Origin of the sequence: Micromonospora taraxaci (assembly GCF_007830095.1) — a bacterium.
In the GTDB taxonomy this organism is placed as follows: domain Bacteria; phylum Actinomycetota; class Actinomycetes; order Mycobacteriales; family Micromonosporaceae; genus Micromonospora; species Micromonospora taraxaci.
Genome location: NZ_VIWZ01000001.1, coordinates 5,566,576 through 5,580,920 on the forward strand (window position 1 = coordinate 5,566,576; position 14,345 = coordinate 5,580,920).

The following is a 14,345-nucleotide window of genomic DNA, read 5'->3' on the forward strand; positions in this document are numbered from 1 at the left end:
GACTGTGACCGTGACATCACCCGAAGCACACTCCTCCCCGACACGTTCCCGAGGGATGGAGGAACACATGCGTCTCCGATCGTTCGTCACCGCAACACTGGCGGCCGTCCTGGCCGCCAGCGCACTCGTGCCAACGGCACCGGCCGCGGCGGCCACCGCCGACCGCTGGGGGTTCGCGTACGTCAAGGACCCGACCGTCGCGGTCTGGACCGTGCTGGACACCAGCCGGCAGTGGGGTAGCTGGAAGACGGCGTTCCCGGCCGCCTGGGCCGACGGCATCAAGCTCGCACCCGGCCGGTTCCAGGTTCGTTTCCCGCAGGTGGGCGCCAGCTCGCGTGGCGTGCCGCACGTGACCCCGGTGAACCGGACCGGGCACTACTGCGAGGTGGTTCGCTGGTTCCAGTCCGGTGCCGACGAGATCGTCGACGTGCAGTGCCACAAGCCTGGCGGCACGCGCGACGACACCCCGTTCACGGTGCTCTGGACGACCAGCTCCGGTGTGCTGCCGGCCGGCACCTCCCACGCGTACACGCAGTGGAGCGGCGGAGCGCTGGTGCAGTCGTACAACTCCACGGGTGCGGTGAACGCGGTCGGGCCGGTGGGCGTCGGGCAGTACCTGGTGCGGCTGCCCGGGGTGGGGCTGGCCGGTGTGCTCGCCGGAAACGTGCAGGTGACCGCCGTACAACCGAACGCCGGACCCCGCCGGTGCAAGGTCTACTCTTGGAGCCCGGTCGGCAGCGACGTGCAGGTGTACGTCTTCTGCTTCGACCAGGCCGGCGCGTTCGTCAACACCGACTTCGCCCTCTCGTACCACCGTCGGCGGCCGGTGATCGGCTCCCTCGGCCCGCCGTCGTACTTCGGCTACCTGGGCACCGCCGTCGGCGGTCCAACCAACGACAACTCTCTGCTCGGCGTGGGCGCGAACACTGTGGCACCGCTGGCTCCCTCGGGCCGTTACCTGGCGACCTTCCCGCAGATCGGGCTCAAGGAGACCCACGCGCAGGTCGTGGCGCAGGGTGCCGGCAGCAACTACTGCCACCTGACCCAACCCTGGACGTACACCACCAACGCCGACGTCGACGTCATCTGCTTCGACAACGCCGGTGTGGTCACCCCGCACCGCTTCCTGGCCACCTTCACCTCCCGGCTCTGACGCCGGCCGCGCCTGCGGTGGCCCTGACCGGGTCGCCGCAGGCGCGGCGGTGAGCGGCACACTTGCGTCGTAGGATCCTCCCCGGCCAAGGGGGCGAGACGTGGGTGGCGAGTGGACAGTCGTCTCGGAGGACGAGGCTCTTGCCCGGTTGGGCGCGGAGCGTGAAGTCGTCCGGGGCGACGCGGTGACGTTCGCCAGGGGCGCGGACGGCACTGTCGTCGTCATCGTCGACGCCGGCGACCGCCCCCACGGCAACGCCGTCGCCGGTGAGCGAGCGATGGTGCTGCACGAGCCGTTCCCGGACGGGGTGCTCGACTGGCTGAGCCCGCCGGGCTGGTCGCATCCGCCCCTCTCCGCATGGGTACGCCTCGCCGAGGGCTGCCTGGAGTTGGGCGAGGCGTCGGAGAGCTTCTCCGCCTTCGGAAGCAACGGGCTTCGGTGTGAGTTGACCTGGGACACCAAGCTGCCGCCTGAACTGCTCGAACGGGCGCGGCCGGTGGCGGCCACACAGGCGCCAGGCATTGAATGGCTGGCTCACCTGCCCACCGACCCGGGTGCCGGGCTGCGGGACTTCCTGACCGGCTGGTACGCCGACGTACCGGCCTCCGTGCCGTTTCCGCCGCCTGCCGTACGGATCCCGCCCGCGCTGCAAGCCTTCTACGACCTTGCCGCTGGGCGCGTGGACGTCCTCGGCCAACAGAACGCCATCTACCCGCCGGACCAGTTGGAGATCGGTGGCGTGGACGGCGACCGGATCGTCATCGGCGCGGAGAACCAGGGTGTCTGGACGATCCTCGTCGACCGCGACGACCCGGACCCGGTTGTCTACTACCGGGGGTCGGGCGACGGTCGGATGGTCGCCGAACGCGAACCCCTCGGCGCCTACCTGTTGTTGTTCTCGCTCGTGGAGGCGGCGGTCACGTCGCCGGTGAACGGACACACCGTCCTCGACGACGAGCAACTCGAACGCTTCACTCGACATCTCGTTCCGGTGCCACTGCGGCCGCTGGCGGTGCCCGTCGACCCGACGTACCTCCATGTCGCACCCGGACTGGTCGCTCTCACCGCGGGGACGCCTGGTGATGACACCCATGTCTTCGTCGGCGCCCGCCACCGGGCCAGCCTGCGCGTCGCCCGGGACTGGGCTCCCGACTGGAGCACATTCAACGGTTGACTGCCGGTGAGTGAAAGCGCGTGGAGCCTGGTCGTTCTGGCACGGCGGGAACAGTACGCGAGGCTGTCCAGACCGCTGACCGTGTGCGCTGCCGCCGGCTGGGGAACGAGTCGCAGCAGCGATCACGCGTCGTCGGCCGCCCCAAGGACAAGTGATTGATACCGGTCGAGGTAGAGAGGCCATCCGGAATCGGTGTCGACCCCGTCCCGAACCGACTCCCAGCCGGGGCCGTGCCGGTCGATGTGCCGGTGCTCCAGCTCGACCCTGGTCTGGTCCGGCGTCTCGGCGACGAAGGTGACCTCGACCTCGCTGGTGAGGTCCAGATTGGTTTCGATCTGCCAGGTGGGCCCGATGTCCCAACTGAGGACGACCCGGGTCGGCGGCTCGTACGCGAGGATGCGGGCCCATCGGCACTCACTGCCGTCGGCGCCTCGGTCGCAGATGAACCCGCCGACCCGCGGCTCGAAGACGGTCTCGACGATCGGGACGGCGAGCAGTGTGTGTTCGCGCGGTTTGAAGTCACCGAACCGCTCGGTGAACACCGTGAAGGCCCGCTCGATTGGTGCCTTGACGACGACGTGTCGGCGGACCACTGCCGTAGCGGATTGCGTCATGAGCTCTCCTCGGTCTCTTCAACGAAGTCCTGATATCCGTCCAGAGCCCGACGCCAGAACGTGTCGAGCTGGTCCCGCAGCGCGGCCAATCCCACCGGACTGAGCCGGTAGACGCGCCGGGTTCCCCTTGCCTGGTCGACGACCAGGCCGGCGCTCTTGAGCACCTTGAGGTGCTGTGACACGGCTGGCCGACTGATCGGCAGCTCGTCTGCCAACTCCCCCACGGCGAGGGGTCGCTCCGCCAGGCGCTGGACGATGGCGAGTCTGCTGGGATCGCCCAGCGCCTCCCACCCCGGATGCGCTCCGTAAGTCACCACGAACGTAAGCTACGACTTACGGTTGCCGTCGTCAAGACGAATCGCTCAACGGCCTCGAAACGGGGCCCGACAAGGCTCGATTCCTCGACGCCCGACTGAACGGCAAGCATGGCGGCGTCCATCCGGCAGCTCCAGCCTGAGCCAGGCGTCGCCCGCCACAGCGTCAGCCGCTGCCGCCGGCACGCGCCGGGGCGGCGGCGCGTGCGGCCCGCCAGAGGCGGCCATGACGGGGTACGTCCGCTTCCACACCACCGGCAGCCCGTCGCGCCGGCGTGGAGCGTTGCCTAGTAGGTGAAGGTCCAGAGGAAGTAGAAGCCGGGGCCGGTGGGGCCGGACTGGCGGTATTCGCAGTAGTACCAGCTCCACAGGCCGGTCCGGGCACCCTCGCTGCCGTAGCTGTTGCAGAACTGGCCGTCGTAGTAGACGCCCCGCAACGTGCCACCCGGCGGGTCCGCCGCAGCCGGAGTGGCGGCGGCTCCGACCAGTCCGCCCAGTGCGAGCGCCATCGCCACCAGCAGGGTCTTCCATCTGCGTCCGCGCATGGAGCCTCCTAACGTCACTGCCACAGCGCACAGCGGCTCCACACCGAGCCGAGCCCGAGGCATCGAAGTTCGTGAAAGTAAGGCTTGCACGGGCGGGCACGGTTCGGGTCCCGACAATGGGCGACGCCCTCGCGATGATCCGCCAGCGGGATCTCCGTCGAACGGGCATCCGCCCTGACGACACGGGGTCAGCTCAGCCCGACGCGCGGGTGCGCCGGGCGGCGACGTAGCGGCGAATCTTCTCGGACGTTCCGCAGTCGTCCATGCTGCACCAGCGGCGACTGCGGTTCTTGCTCTCGTCGAGGAAGAGGAAGCGGCAGCCTCCGCATCCCTTGATCCGGTCGAGTGCGCCGGTGGTGAGAAGCTGGACCGCCGCGTGCACCACCGGCCGCAGCGGCCGGGCGAGCGTCTGGTCGTCTCGCCAGGTCCAACTGAACAGGCGCCCTCGATCGAGCCGTGCATGACCGAGCGCGTCCGCTTCGTCGTCTCGCAGCCGGGCCAGCACTGCCGTGCTCGGGCCGCGGTCGGCAGCCACGGCCCGGAACACCTCGTCGAGGTCGTCGCGGATGCGCAGCGATCGGGTGAAGGCGGCCTGAGCGCCACCCGGATCGTCGCGGGACCGCCGGCGCAGCGCCTTCGCCTCCGGCTCGCTGAGCGCGCCCGCGTACACGCTCCAGGCGACCAACGCCGGGTAGCCGGTCAGCACGTCGTCGTCGGGGGGACCGACGGGCGGACCGGCACGGGTGTTGAGGAAGTCCAGGGCGAGGTTGCCGCCCACCAGGCGCATCCGCGTGACGCCCGCAAGTGTTTCCATCGAAACCCACTTTACCAGTTGACCACCATCGAAGGACGCCACTAGCCTGTTTCCATCGTAGACGGTTTAGCCGGTAACTTCGGGAGGGTCTGATGGGTCGTGGTCGGGCAGTGGGGGCGCTGATCGGCTTGTCCGGCGGGACGTTCCTCTACACCACCGCCGAGGCGCTGCCGATCGGGTTACTGCTCCCGATGGCGGTGGACCTGGCCGTCTCGCCATCGCAGGTGGGCATGCTGGTCACCGCGTACGGCGCGGTCGTGATGGTCGCCTCGGTCCCGTTGACGGCCCTGGTCCGCCGGGTCCCTCGCCGGTGGCTGCTGTCGGCGCTCCTGGCCGGCTTCGTTCTCAGCACGGCGGTCACGGTGCTGACGAGCACCTTCACGCTGCTCCTGGCGGCCAGGATGGTCACCGCGGCGACGCATGCGCTGTTCTGGGCCGTGGTGGTGCCGGCCGCGGCCGAGCTGTTCCGGCCCGCGCTACGTGGGCGGGTGGTCGCTGTCGTATTCGCCGGCGGCACCGTCGCGTTGGCCCTGGGGGTGCCCGCGGGCACCTGGCTGGGTGAGCGCGCCGGGTGGCGGGCCTCCTTCCTGGCGGTGGCCGGGCTCGGTGCGGTCGTGCTCGTCGTGGTGGCCGCGCTGCTGCCCTCGACACGGCCGGAAGAGGGGCACGCCGCCCGAGGTGCGGCGCCCGACGCCCGACGCTTCTGGCTACTGGTGGCGGTGGCTGTCCTGGCGACCGCCGGCGCCATCGCCGCGTACACCTATGTCGCCCTGTTCGTCACCGAGGTCAGCGGATTCTCCGCCGCGTCCGTCGGGGCCATCCTGTTCGCGCGGGGCATCGCCAGCGTGCTCGGCATCCTGGCCATCGGCCCGCTGCTGGACCGCAGCCCGTGGAACGCGTTGCTCATCACCGTCGCGATCCAGTCGGCGGCACTGCTCGGGTTGTACGCGTTCGGTCAACGACCCTCGGTGTCCGTCGGTCTGATCGCGCTGGCCGGCCTGGCGTTCACCGCTTTCACCGCGGCGCTCGGCGGCCTCGTGCTCCAGGTGGCGCCCGGGCGCTCCGACCTCGCCGCCGCCACTGTCTCCGCCGCGGTCAACGTCGGCATCACCGCCGGCGCGTTCGTTGGCGGACTCGTCCTACCGAGCCACGGTGTGCGAGCAGCGGTCCTGATCGGCGCCCTGCTCGGCGTCGTCGCTCTGCTGCTGGCCCTCGGCGAACGACTCGTTCGGCCGACGCCCGCCGCACTCGAAGAACGACGCCAGGCGGAGTCGCTCCAGTTGGCGCAGTGACTAGCATTGCCGGAATGCCGATCACGGCCCGCAGAGTACGGCTGCTCACGCCGCTGGCCGCGCTGGTGTTCCTGGGTCTCGCACTGCTGATCCGTGCCGTCGACGACGGGGCTCTGCGGCAATACTCCGGCACCGCGCTGTACGCGTCGATGGTTTGGTCCGCGGCGCTGTTCGTCAGGCCGCAGATGGCACCGATGTCGGCCGGTATCGCCGCCACCGTCTTCTGCTGGGCGGTCGAGATCGCGCAGCTGACCGGGGTGCCCGCCGAACTGTCGGCGCGGAGCCTGGCCGCGAGGCTGGCGCTGGGTGCGCAATTCGACCCTGTCGACCTGGCCTGGTACCCGGCCGGCGTTGTTCCCCTGGTGGCGCTGCATCACCTGGTACGCGTTCGTCAGCGCCGGACGGCGTCGACCCCCGATCAGCCAGCTCTGCCTCTCGCGCCGACGATCCGCAAGGCCATTCGCCCGTCGGAGTAAACCGATCCACCCCTCATGTCACCGACGAATTGGTCGGTTCGTGTCAGTACCTGACGCCGCCGGGGGTGAGCCAGGGCATTGCGCTGCTTGGCCGGCCGTCCACTGTCGATCCCGCGAAGGCGAGCCCCGGCGCGAGGAGCCGATTGTTGTCGGCGGGGAAGTTCAGCACGGGCGTCGACACCTCGTCGAGTCGCCCCGTCTGCTGCGGCGACAACCGCACGTCCACGGCGTCCAGGTTCGCCTTCAGCTGGTCGAGGCGCCGCGCACCGATCAGCACCGAGGTCACGCCCGGTCGAGCCCCGACCCAGGCCAGCGCTGCTGCCGCCGGTTTCACTCCGGCGTCATCAGCGACCTGGTGCAGCACGTCGATGACCTGCCAGTCACGCTCCGCCGGACCGCCCACCAGTGCGCCACGCTTCGTGTCGACGGCGTCGTTCCCCCGGACGAACTTGCCGGAGAGCCAGCCGCTCTTGAGCGGGCTCCAGGGCAGCACTCCGAGGCCGTGCTCGGCCGCCATCGGGACGAGGTCCCCTTCGACGGTCCGTTCGAGCAGCGAATACTCGAGCTGCAACCCGATCGCCGGCGTCCACCCGCGGAAGTGGGCGACGATCTGCGCCTCGGCGGCCTTCCACGCGGGCAGATCCGACAGGCCCACGTATCGGATCTTGCCGGCCGTCACGAGGTCGTCGAGGGCACGCAGCGTCTCCTCGACCGGTACACCCCGGTCCCAGTTGTGCAGCCAGTAGATGTCCAGGTAGTCGGTGCGCAGCCGGCGCAGCGACTCCTCCACCTGGGCCATCACGGCCTTGCGCCCGGCGCCGCCGCCGTTGGGATCGCCGAGGAACAGGTTGCCGAAGAACTTGGAGCCGAGGACGATCCGGTCGCGCAACCCCGGCCGAGCAGCCAGGTAATCGCCGATGATCTTCTCGGAGTGACCGTTGGTGTAGATGTTGGCGGTGTCGATGGAGTTGCCGCCACGTTCCAGGTATTCGGTGATCATCGCCTCCGACTCGGCGACCGAGGCTCCCCATCCATGATCCTCTCCGAAGGTCATGGCACCGAGGGTGTGCGGGCTGATGCGCAGGCCGGAGCGGCCCAGCGTGACGAAATCGTTGAGTGGCATGCGTCCAGTGCACACCCGCAGACGCCCGTGCGGGTAGATCGATGCTGCCACCGCGTTGCCTGATCCTGCCAATTTCGGCAGGATAGGACCATGAGCGCCCTGCCCGAGATCCGCGACCTGGTGCAGCGCTACGCCGGGCGGCCGACGCCGGGCGGCCTCGTCCTGCACCGCAGCGACTCCCCCACCGAGCCGGTGCCGGCCCAGACCGCGCCGACCTTCGCTCTGGTCGCACAGGGCGCGAAGCGCGCGGTCCTGGGAACGAGCGTGTTCGCGTACGGGCCTGGGCAGTTCGTCGTCGCGTCCCTGGAACTGCCGGTGATCACCCACGTCAGTCGCGCCACTCCCGACGAGCCGTACCTGGTGCTGGGCCTGACGCTGCGGCCGCCGCTGATCGCGGAACTGCTGTTGGACGCACCGCCCATCGTGCGGGGCGAGCCGGCGGCGGGCATCGCGGTCAGTACCGCCGACGACAACCTGCTCGACGCGGTGGTGCGGCTGCTACGACTGCTCGACCGCCCGCACGACCAGCGCGTGCTGTGGGCGGGCCTGGAGCGCGAGGTGGTCTGGCGGTTGCTGACCAGCGACCAGGGTGGCACGGTCCGGCAGATCGGGCAGGGCGGCGGCAACGTCGTGCAGGTCGAGCGGGCGATTCGCTGGATCCGCGACCATCACGCCGACCTTTTCCGGGTCGAGGACGTGGCACGGGTCGCCGGCATGAGCGTGACGTCCCTGCACCGCCACTTTCGGGCGATCACCACGATGACTCCCATCCAGTTCCAGAAGCTGATTCGGTTACAGGAGGCACGGGCTCGGCTGCTCGCCGAGCCCGGCGACGTGGCGGCCGTCGGATTCGCGGTCGGCTACGAGAGCGCGTCGCAGTTCAGCCGTGAGTACCGTCGACTGTTCGGGCTGCCACCGGGCCAGGACGCGGCCCGCCTCGCCCGGCTCGATCCCGCGCAGCTCGCCGACGTGTAGCTCCGACGTCGACTGACGAAGGCCTCTACTGCGCACCGCCTGCGCGCTGGATCTTCGCCAGCGCCGCGGCGTACTCGGCGTCGGTGAGCGCGCCACGCTGATGTTGCCGAGCCAGCGCGTGGATGTCCCGCCGCTGATCAGTACCGGGAACACCGCTGGCGGTGCGCTGTCGGCGCACTCCGGCCGACGGGCTCGTCGGTCCGGCACCGCCAGCGAGAGGTAGCGCCGACCCGCCGATTGGTGCGCCAGGCCGGGGCTGCGCGTCACTGTGGTGAGTCCGCAGCGTCGCCAGGATCTCGTCGTAGTGCTCCGGCCAGGTGGCCAACCGCCCCAACTCGGGTCGGAAGGTGAACGGCCGCAGCAGGTCACCGCGTTGGAGCGCGGTCTGGACCGGCACGCCGTCGGTTCGCTCGATGATGATCGCCGAGCGACCCATGTCCAGGCCCGCGATGGTGGCGATGCCGCTGTCGATGGACGCCACCGACTGCCAGGGCACCGTGGCCGTGCGCAGAAGGGTCCTGGACCGGATACCGAACGCGCTGACGTAGACCCCGAGCATCGCCTGCCGTACGGCGACGGCGATGCAGACAGCCATCCACACCCCGCACAGGATCGCGACGGGCAGGGGGAACGGTCGCTCGCGTACGTACATGATCGACAGGAACGTGGCGAAACCAACCACCCCGACCAGGCCCATCATCGCGAAGCCGGTCGCGGCGTCCAGGGAGTACGGGCGCTGCCATCTACCCATGCCGGCATTGTGACCTGCGGCGTTTAGGAGAGGCACCGTTGCTGATCCCGCACCGCCACCTGCGCTGCCGGTCCGCACGGGCGGCGGTCAGGACGGTTGGACCTGGTCGAAGAGGGCGAGGGCTTCGGCCGGGTCCGGGCTCACGAGGCGTTCCAGGCCGGCCGCCGTGATCGTCGCCCATCGGCCGGCCCGCACCCACATCTGCTCCTCGAAAGCGCGGACGACCTCGTCCAGGTCCTCGGCGCCGGCGGCGATGGACTCGGCGAGTTCGGCGCCCTCCAGCATCGCGAGGTTCGCGCCGGCCCCCAGCGGGGGCATCAGGTGGGCGGCGTCGCCCAACAGCGTCACCCCGGGGGTGTGGGTCCAGGTGTGGGACACGGGAAGGACGTAGAGGGGGCGGTTGACGAACGCCGTCCCGTGGCGGAGAAGGTCGAGTACGCGAGCGGCCCAGCCGTCGAACAGAGCCAGCAGACTCGACCGCACGGCCTCGACGTCCGCCAGGTCCAGGTTCGTGTGCCAGTCCAGCGGCACGCGGAACTGGGCGTACACCTTGACGTGGCCGCCGCTGTTGCGCTGGGCGACGAGGGCCCGGTTCACCCCGTACACACCCAGGGACCCGTCGCCGATCAGCCGGGCGAGGTCGGGGTGGCGGGTGTCGACGTCGTCGAGGAAGGTCTCGACAAAGGTGACGCCGGTGTAGTGCGGCGTCGCCGACGAGACCGCCGGGCGGACCCGCGACCAGGCGCCGTCAGCGCCGACAACGAGGTCGAACGCCTCCTGTCGTCCGTCGGCGAATTGCACCAGCACGCCGTCCCGGGCCCCTGGCACCACCTGGGTGACGCCCCGACCCCACTGGACGTCCAGTGGGCCGAGCAGCAGATCGCGGAGTTGCCTGCGGTCGATCTCGGGATTGGCCCGGTCGTCCGGACGCGGTCGCCAGTCGCGTAGGACCGTGCCGTCGGTGTCCAGGATGCGCATGGCCTGCCCCTCGGGGCGAGACAGTGCCTGGAAATCCGCCAGCAGCCCCGCCTTGTCCAACGCGAGTTGGCCCAGCCCTTCGTGCAGGTCAAGCGTGCCGCCGGGAGGACGGGCGTCGGGGGCGGGATCACGTTCGAAGACGGCGACGGGGTGACCGTGGCGGTGCAGGACTCGGGCGAAGGCAAGGCCGCCAGGGCCGCCGCCAACGACGGCGATACGCTGTCTCATGTCGATACACCGTATCGGGCCATACGATGCCTGGCAACAGAACGGGTGTGATCATGACTGTGTGGGACCGGCCGGAGCCGCCGAACCGACTCGTGCCGCTCGATCGGGAGCGGATCGTCGCCGCCGCCATCGCGCTGGCCGACGAGGACGGCCTCGATGCGGTGTCCGTGCGCAAGGTCGCCGCCCGACTGGGCGCCGGGCCCATGCGGCTGTACGGATACATCGCCACCAAGGACGAGTTGTTCGATCTGATGGTGGACGAGATCTACTCCGAGATTCTCCCCGCGGAGCAACCTGGTGACTGGCGGGAGGCGCTGCGCGTCCTCGCGCACCGCACGCGGCAGACCGCCCTTCGACACAATTGGCTGGCCGACCTGCTCGGCGGACGCCCGGCGCTGGGCCCGAACGCCCTCGCCGTGACCGAGGCAACGCTGGCCGCCCTCGACGGGCTCGCCGACATCGACACCGTCATGCGGGCCGTGGAGACCGTCAGCGCCTACTTCACCGGCGCGATCAGGCGCGAGGTCGCGAACCTTCGGGCCGAGCGCGCCACGGGTCTGTCCAAGCAGGACTGGCAACGCGCCTCCGGCCCCCATGTGACGAGGATGCTCGCCACGGGCCGCTTCCCGGCGCTGGCCAGGGCGGTGTACGACGGCACGGACGTGGATGCCGAGACGTCCTTCGCCACCGGCTTGGAGTGGGTGCTCGATGCCATAGCCGCGAAACTCACCCCACCCCGAGCGTGACGGTCAGTCCGGCACGAGTGTGCTGCGGGGAAGACGTTTGTTGGGAGCGGTACCAGTCGGGGCGAAAATTCAGACCGTCCGATCGCTACACTCGCCGCAGCACCGGCACCGCTGCCCCACAGACCTCAGCCTGCGCTGGTCCGAATCGAATGGAGACGCCTGTGACCCGCGACAAAGCGGTCCCCCCCGGCATCGACCCCCGTATTCCCAGCGTGGCACGGGTCTATGACTTCTTCCTGGGTGGCAAGGACAACTTCGAGGTCGACCGGAAGGTCGCCGAACACGCGCTGCGGATCACGCCTGACGGGCCGGCAGCCGGCCAGGCCAACCGGGCCTTTCTGCGTCGAGTGATCCGCTTCCTCGTCAGCGAGGCGGGCATCGACCAGTTCCTCGACATCGGATCGGGGCTGCCCACCCAGGGCAACGTGCACGAGGTCGCCACCGAGCAGAACCCGAAGGCTCAGGTGGTGTACGTGGACAACGATCCGATCGTCCTGACGCACGGGCGGGCTCTGCTCGCCGCGGAGGGCACCGCCACGGTGATCCAGGCGGACATCCGGACGCCGCAGGAGATCCTCCACCATCCGGACGTACGCCGGTTCCTCGACTTCGACCGGCCGATCGGGTTGCTGCTCTTCGCGATCCTGCACCACCTCGGCGACGACGAGGACCCGCGAGCGGTGGCAGCAGAATTGATCGACGCGCTCCCCTCCGGCAGCTACGTGGCAATTTCGCACTTCCGTGACCCGGCTGAGCGAGACCCGGAGGGCTCCCGCAAGGCCCGCGAGGTCGAGCGGGTCTTCAACGAGTCGTTGGGCACCGGCCGCTGGCGTACGGACGAGGAGATCCTCTCGTTCGCCGACGGGCTGACAGTGCTGGAGCCGGGGCTGGTGCCGCTGGCCGAGTGGCGTCCGGAGCCGGATGCACCCGCTCCGACGCAGACCGACACCTATCACACCTTCGTCGGTCTCCTCGCCCGCAAACCGTAGGCGCTCCGCCTTGCGGTGACGTCCGTCGGATCTCCACCGGTGGGGCGAGCCCGGAAAGGCGACAAGCACTTACCCCTCCTGAGCAGGCATTCTTGGCTTATGGACCAGCCGAGGAACCTACCCATGGAGGTACCACGATGTTCACCACCAAGTTCTGGAAGGCCACCGCCGAGCGCGCGGTGAAGAGTGCCGCGCAGGGTCTGCTGCTCTACTGGGGCGCCGACGTCGTGTTCAACGCCTGGCAGGCGGACTGGGCTGCGGCCGGTGGCATCGCGTCCGGTGCTGCGGTGCTGTCGGTGCTCACCTCACTGGTGAGTGCGAAGGTCTCGGGAGAGGGCGACTCGCCCAGCCTTGTCGGTGCCGAGCAGTAATCTCACGTTGCTGCGAACGGTTCGTCCCCGCTGGCCCCGGCCTGCGGGGACGTCTCAGCTCCTCCGGGCTTCGGCAGGTCGAGGTAGGCCAGCAGGCGTAGAACGCCGGCTAGGTGCTGCAGGTCGTGCCACAGCACCAGCACGTCGTCTGCCGGCCGGCGCAGGAGCGCATGCAACTCCGCCACGTCGTCACTGCTCTGCCCGAGGTCGATCCCCGCCTCCGGAGCGCCGTACAGGTCGAACGCCGACCGCAGATCGATGCTCCAGTAGAAATCCACATCGATGCGTTCAAGGTCGATCTCCCCGCCGAACTGCTCCTCCACGACATCCAGCAGCTTGCCGCAAACCCGGCGGAGGTCCTGGACCCTCAGCACATCCGTCACGTCCACCACCCTCGTGGGGACGCGACACAAACACAACGGCATTTCATGATCCGCGCCGGCGGCCGGCAGTGCCGGTTGCCAGCGGATCTTTGCGGCGCTAGGTTGAAATGCCATCGATGAACATCGACATCGCAAGGTCGGGGGCCGCATGTCCGCGTCTGTCACTCGCCGCACCGTCCTGGCCGGTGGCGCCGGCGCCGCCATCGGCCTGGCGCTGCCCGGCTCCGCCGCCCAGGCCGGTGGTCACCATTCCACCAGCGTGCGCTTCACCCTGGACGCGAGAACGCTCGACGGCGGTGAGCAGGTCACCTCGGTCACCCTCGACACCGGCCGGCTCGGGCCGATCGACCCCGCCGGGCTCACCCCCGGCACGTTCAGCGTGCACGCCAAGGCCACCAGCCCGATCCCGATCGCTCCCGGCGATCTGATCTTCAGCGAGTACGACCTGGACCGCACGGTGACCGCGGCCCGGCTCGACCGACGCGGAAACATCGTGCTGGAGTTGAGCCACGCCGAAGGTCAACCCGGTGGTGGCACCCTCGGCTACATCCTGAGCAGGGGCCGTAACGTCCAGCTGGACCTCGTCTACACCATCACGCAGAACACCCCGCTCGTCCGGCGCAGCGGTTCGCCGCTCACCATCACGCGCTTCGTGCAGGGGCGGCTCTCGAACCCCGAGGTGGACGCCTTCAGCCACCACGTTTCGGGCTCGGGCATGAAGTACCGGTTGTACTCCCCCGAGCGTTCCCCCCACCACGGTCGTCGGCCACTGATCCTCTGGCTGCACGGTGGCGGCGAGGGTGCGTCACTGCCCGACGACTACTACGACAACGAGACCACGCTGCGCGCCAACCGCGGGGCGCTGGGCTTCGCCACCCCGGAGGCTCAGCGGATCTTCTCCGGCGCGTACGTCGTCGCTCCGCAGAGCACCTCGTACTGGATGGAGGACGGCCCCCGCTTCGCCCCGCTGATCCGCGAGATCGTCCAGGACCTCGTACGCCGCAAGCGTGTCGACCCCGACCGGATCTACGTGGCCGGTTGCAGCAACGGCGGTTACATGTCCCTGGAGATGACTGTCGCCTACCCCGGCCTGTTCGCCGCGTCCGTGCCGATCTGCGGTGTCGTCGAGCCGCTCGGCGGGGACGGCCCGCCGCTGATCACCGACGCGGAGCTGGCAGGTATCCGCACCCCGACCTGGCTGGTCACCTCGCGCGACGACGACACAGTGCCGCCCGAGACCAACACGGTCCACGCCCACGACCTCATCCCGGGATCACTGATGAGCCTGTACGACAACGTGGTGTGGGACGGGTACCAGTTCCCCGGTCACTGGTCCTGGATCTACGTGGCGCGCAACGACCCGAGCCTCAACGGCACCCACATCTGGCAGTGGATGGCCCGCCGCCGTCGGTGATCCGG

The 14,345-nt window shown here is 69.6% G+C and carries 17 protein-coding genes; 9 read left to right on the forward strand and 8 right to left on the reverse strand.

Features of this window, described 5'->3' with window-relative positions; translation table 11 throughout:
* Positions 1–67 precede the first annotated feature (67 nt).
* The gene (locus FHU34_RS25105; protein ID WP_145784708.1) at positions 68–1,153 is read left to right on the forward strand and encodes a hypothetical protein; all 1,086 of its coding nucleotides are present in this window, start codon (positions 68–70) and stop codon (positions 1,151–1,153) included.
* 100 nt (positions 1,154–1,253) lie between these two features.
* Entirely contained in the window at positions 1,254–2,327 is a 1,074-nt protein-coding gene (locus tag FHU34_RS25110; RefSeq protein WP_145784711.1) for a hypothetical protein, read from the forward strand.
* Between the two features lie 122 nt (positions 2,328–2,449).
* On the opposite strand, the gene FHU34_RS25115 is transcribed toward FHU34_RS25110, so the two are convergent.
* The 4 genes from FHU34_RS25115 to FHU34_RS33420 form a co-directional block, all read right to left on the reverse strand.
* Positions 2,450–2,941: an SRPBCC family protein gene (locus FHU34_RS25115; RefSeq protein WP_145784713.1), complete on the reverse strand. Its 492-nt coding sequence runs from the start codon at positions 2,939–2,941 to the stop codon at positions 2,450–2,452.
* Positions 2,938–3,258, reverse strand: coding sequence for an ArsR/SmtB family transcription factor (locus FHU34_RS25120; RefSeq protein ID WP_208745074.1), 321 nt, complete (start codon positions 3,256–3,258; stop codon positions 2,938–2,940). Before FHU34_RS25120 ends, FHU34_RS25115 begins: the two co-directional genes overlap by 4 nt.
* 284 nt (positions 3,259–3,542) lie before the next feature.
* On the reverse strand, positions 3,543–3,800 hold the full coding sequence (locus FHU34_RS25125; RefSeq protein WP_145784716.1) for a hypothetical protein: 258 nt from the start codon (positions 3,798–3,800) through the stop codon (positions 3,543–3,545).
* A gap of 193 nt (positions 3,801–3,993) precedes the next feature.
* Positions 3,994–4,614 carry a CGNR zinc finger domain-containing protein gene (locus FHU34_RS33420; RefSeq protein WP_145784717.1) on the reverse strand — a complete coding sequence of 207 codons (621 nt, stop codon included), beginning with the start codon at positions 4,612–4,614 and terminating at the stop codon, positions 3,994–3,996.
* A gap of 92 nt (positions 4,615–4,706) precedes the next feature.
* Here FHU34_RS33420 and FHU34_RS25135 point away from each other — a divergent pair, with 92 nt between their 5' ends.
* Positions 4,707–5,906 carry an MFS transporter gene (locus FHU34_RS25135; protein WP_145784718.1) on the forward strand — a complete coding sequence of 400 codons (1,200 nt, stop codon included), beginning with the start codon at positions 4,707–4,709 and terminating at the stop codon, positions 5,904–5,906.
* 14 nt (positions 5,907–5,920) lie between these two features.
* A complete protein-coding gene (locus FHU34_RS25140) occupies positions 5,921–6,382 on the forward strand; it encodes a ribosomal maturation YjgA family protein (RefSeq protein ID WP_145784719.1) in 462 nt (153 codons plus the stop codon).
* Between the two features lie 43 nt (positions 6,383–6,425).
* Here the strand turns inward: FHU34_RS25140 and FHU34_RS25145 are convergent, their stop codons facing one another.
* Positions 6,426–7,505, reverse strand: coding sequence for an aldo/keto reductase (locus FHU34_RS25145; protein ID WP_145784720.1), 1,080 nt, complete (start codon positions 7,503–7,505; stop codon positions 6,426–6,428).
* 90 nt (positions 7,506–7,595) lie between these two features.
* Between FHU34_RS25145 and FHU34_RS25150 the strand changes: the two genes are divergently transcribed.
* Positions 7,596–8,480 (forward strand): AraC family transcriptional regulator, encoded by an 885-nt coding sequence (locus tag FHU34_RS25150; protein ID WP_145784721.1) that lies wholly within the window; start codon positions 7,596–7,598, stop codon positions 8,478–8,480.
* 25 nt (positions 8,481–8,505) lie between these two features.
* Here FHU34_RS25150 and FHU34_RS25155 read toward each other — a convergent pair whose 3' ends face one another.
* Positions 8,506–9,231: a hypothetical protein gene (locus tag FHU34_RS25155; protein WP_145784722.1), complete on the reverse strand. Its 726-nt coding sequence runs from the start codon at positions 9,229–9,231 to the stop codon at positions 8,506–8,508.
* A gap of 87 nt (positions 9,232–9,318) precedes the next feature.
* The gene (locus FHU34_RS25160) at positions 9,319–10,437 is read right to left on the reverse strand and encodes an FAD-dependent oxidoreductase (RefSeq protein ID WP_145784723.1); all 1,119 of its coding nucleotides are present in this window, start codon (positions 10,435–10,437) and stop codon (positions 9,319–9,321) included.
* Between the two features lie 53 nt (positions 10,438–10,490).
* On the opposite strand from FHU34_RS25160, the gene FHU34_RS25165 reads away from it, so the two are divergent.
* The 3 genes from FHU34_RS25165 to FHU34_RS25175 all read left to right on the forward strand — a co-directional run bounded on the left by FHU34_RS25165 (position 10,491) and on the right by FHU34_RS25175 (position 12,543).
* Entirely contained in the window at positions 10,491–11,183 is a 693-nt protein-coding gene (locus tag FHU34_RS25165; protein WP_145784724.1) for a TetR/AcrR family transcriptional regulator, read from the forward strand.
* A 149-nt stretch (positions 11,184–11,332) separates the two neighbouring features.
* Positions 11,333–12,172, forward strand: coding sequence for an SAM-dependent methyltransferase (locus FHU34_RS25170; RefSeq protein WP_280116497.1), 840 nt, complete (start codon positions 11,333–11,335; stop codon positions 12,170–12,172).
* Between the two features lie 137 nt (positions 12,173–12,309).
* Positions 12,310–12,543 carry a holin gene (locus tag FHU34_RS25175; protein WP_088990712.1) on the forward strand — a complete coding sequence of 78 codons (234 nt, stop codon included), beginning with the start codon at positions 12,310–12,312 and terminating at the stop codon, positions 12,541–12,543.
* A gap of 2 nt (positions 12,544–12,545) precedes the next feature.
* Here FHU34_RS25175 and FHU34_RS25180 read toward each other — a convergent pair whose 3' ends face one another.
* A complete protein-coding gene (locus tag FHU34_RS25180; protein ID WP_244311824.1) occupies positions 12,546–12,926 on the reverse strand; it encodes a hypothetical protein in 381 nt (126 codons plus the stop codon).
* Positions 12,927–13,074: 148 nt separating this feature from the next.
* On the opposite strand from FHU34_RS25180, the gene FHU34_RS25185 reads away from it, so the two are divergent.
* Positions 13,075–14,340, forward strand: coding sequence for a prolyl oligopeptidase family serine peptidase (locus FHU34_RS25185; RefSeq protein WP_145784726.1), 1,266 nt, complete (start codon positions 13,075–13,077; stop codon positions 14,338–14,340).
* The last annotated feature ends 5 nt before the right edge of the window (positions 14,341–14,345 follow it).

Excerpts from the sequence above, each read along its gene's own strand:
- FHU34_RS25105 (WP_145784708.1), top strand. The coding sequence starts at position 68 with ATGCGTCTCCGATCGTTCGTCACCGCAACACTGGCGGCCGTCCTGGCC.
- FHU34_RS25145 (WP_145784720.1), bottom strand. The coding sequence starts at position 7,505 with ATGCCACTCAACGATTTCGTCACGCTGGGCCGCTCCGGCCTGCGCATC.
- FHU34_RS25125 (WP_145784716.1), bottom strand. The coding sequence starts at position 3,800 with ATGCGCGGACGCAGATGGAAGACCCTGCTGGTGGCGATGGCGCTCGCA.
- FHU34_RS25185 (WP_145784726.1), top strand. The coding sequence starts at position 13,075 with ATGTCCGCGTCTGTCACTCGCCGCACCGTCCTGGCCGGTGGCGCCGGC.
- FHU34_RS25155 (WP_145784722.1), bottom strand. The coding sequence starts at position 9,231 with ATGGGTAGATGGCAGCGCCCGTACTCCCTGGACGCCGCGACCGGCTTC.
- FHU34_RS25165 (WP_145784724.1), top strand. The coding sequence starts at position 10,491 with ATGACTGTGTGGGACCGGCCGGAGCCGCCGAACCGACTCGTGCCGCTC.
- FHU34_RS25175 (WP_088990712.1), top strand. The coding sequence starts at position 12,310 with ATGTTCACCACCAAGTTCTGGAAGGCCACCGCCGAGCGCGCGGTGAAG.
- FHU34_RS25150 (WP_145784721.1), top strand. The coding sequence starts at position 7,596 with ATGAGCGCCCTGCCCGAGATCCGCGACCTGGTGCAGCGCTACGCCGGG.
- FHU34_RS25140 (WP_145784719.1), top strand. The coding sequence starts at position 5,921 with ATGCCGATCACGGCCCGCAGAGTACGGCTGCTCACGCCGCTGGCCGCG.
- FHU34_RS25170 (WP_280116497.1), top strand. The coding sequence starts at position 11,333 with ATGGAGACGCCTGTGACCCGCGACAAAGCGGTCCCCCCCGGCATCGAC.
- FHU34_RS25115 (WP_145784713.1), bottom strand. The coding sequence starts at position 2,941 with ATGACGCAATCCGCTACGGCAGTGGTCCGCCGACACGTCGTCGTCAAG.
- FHU34_RS25135 (WP_145784718.1), top strand. The coding sequence starts at position 4,707 with ATGGGTCGTGGTCGGGCAGTGGGGGCGCTGATCGGCTTGTCCGGCGGG.
- FHU34_RS33420 (WP_145784717.1), bottom strand. The coding sequence starts at position 4,614 with ATGGAAACACTTGCGGGCGTCACGCGGATGCGCCTGGTGGGCGGCAAC.
- FHU34_RS25160 (WP_145784723.1), bottom strand. The coding sequence starts at position 10,437 with ATGAGACAGCGTATCGCCGTCGTTGGCGGCGGCCCTGGCGGCCTTGCC.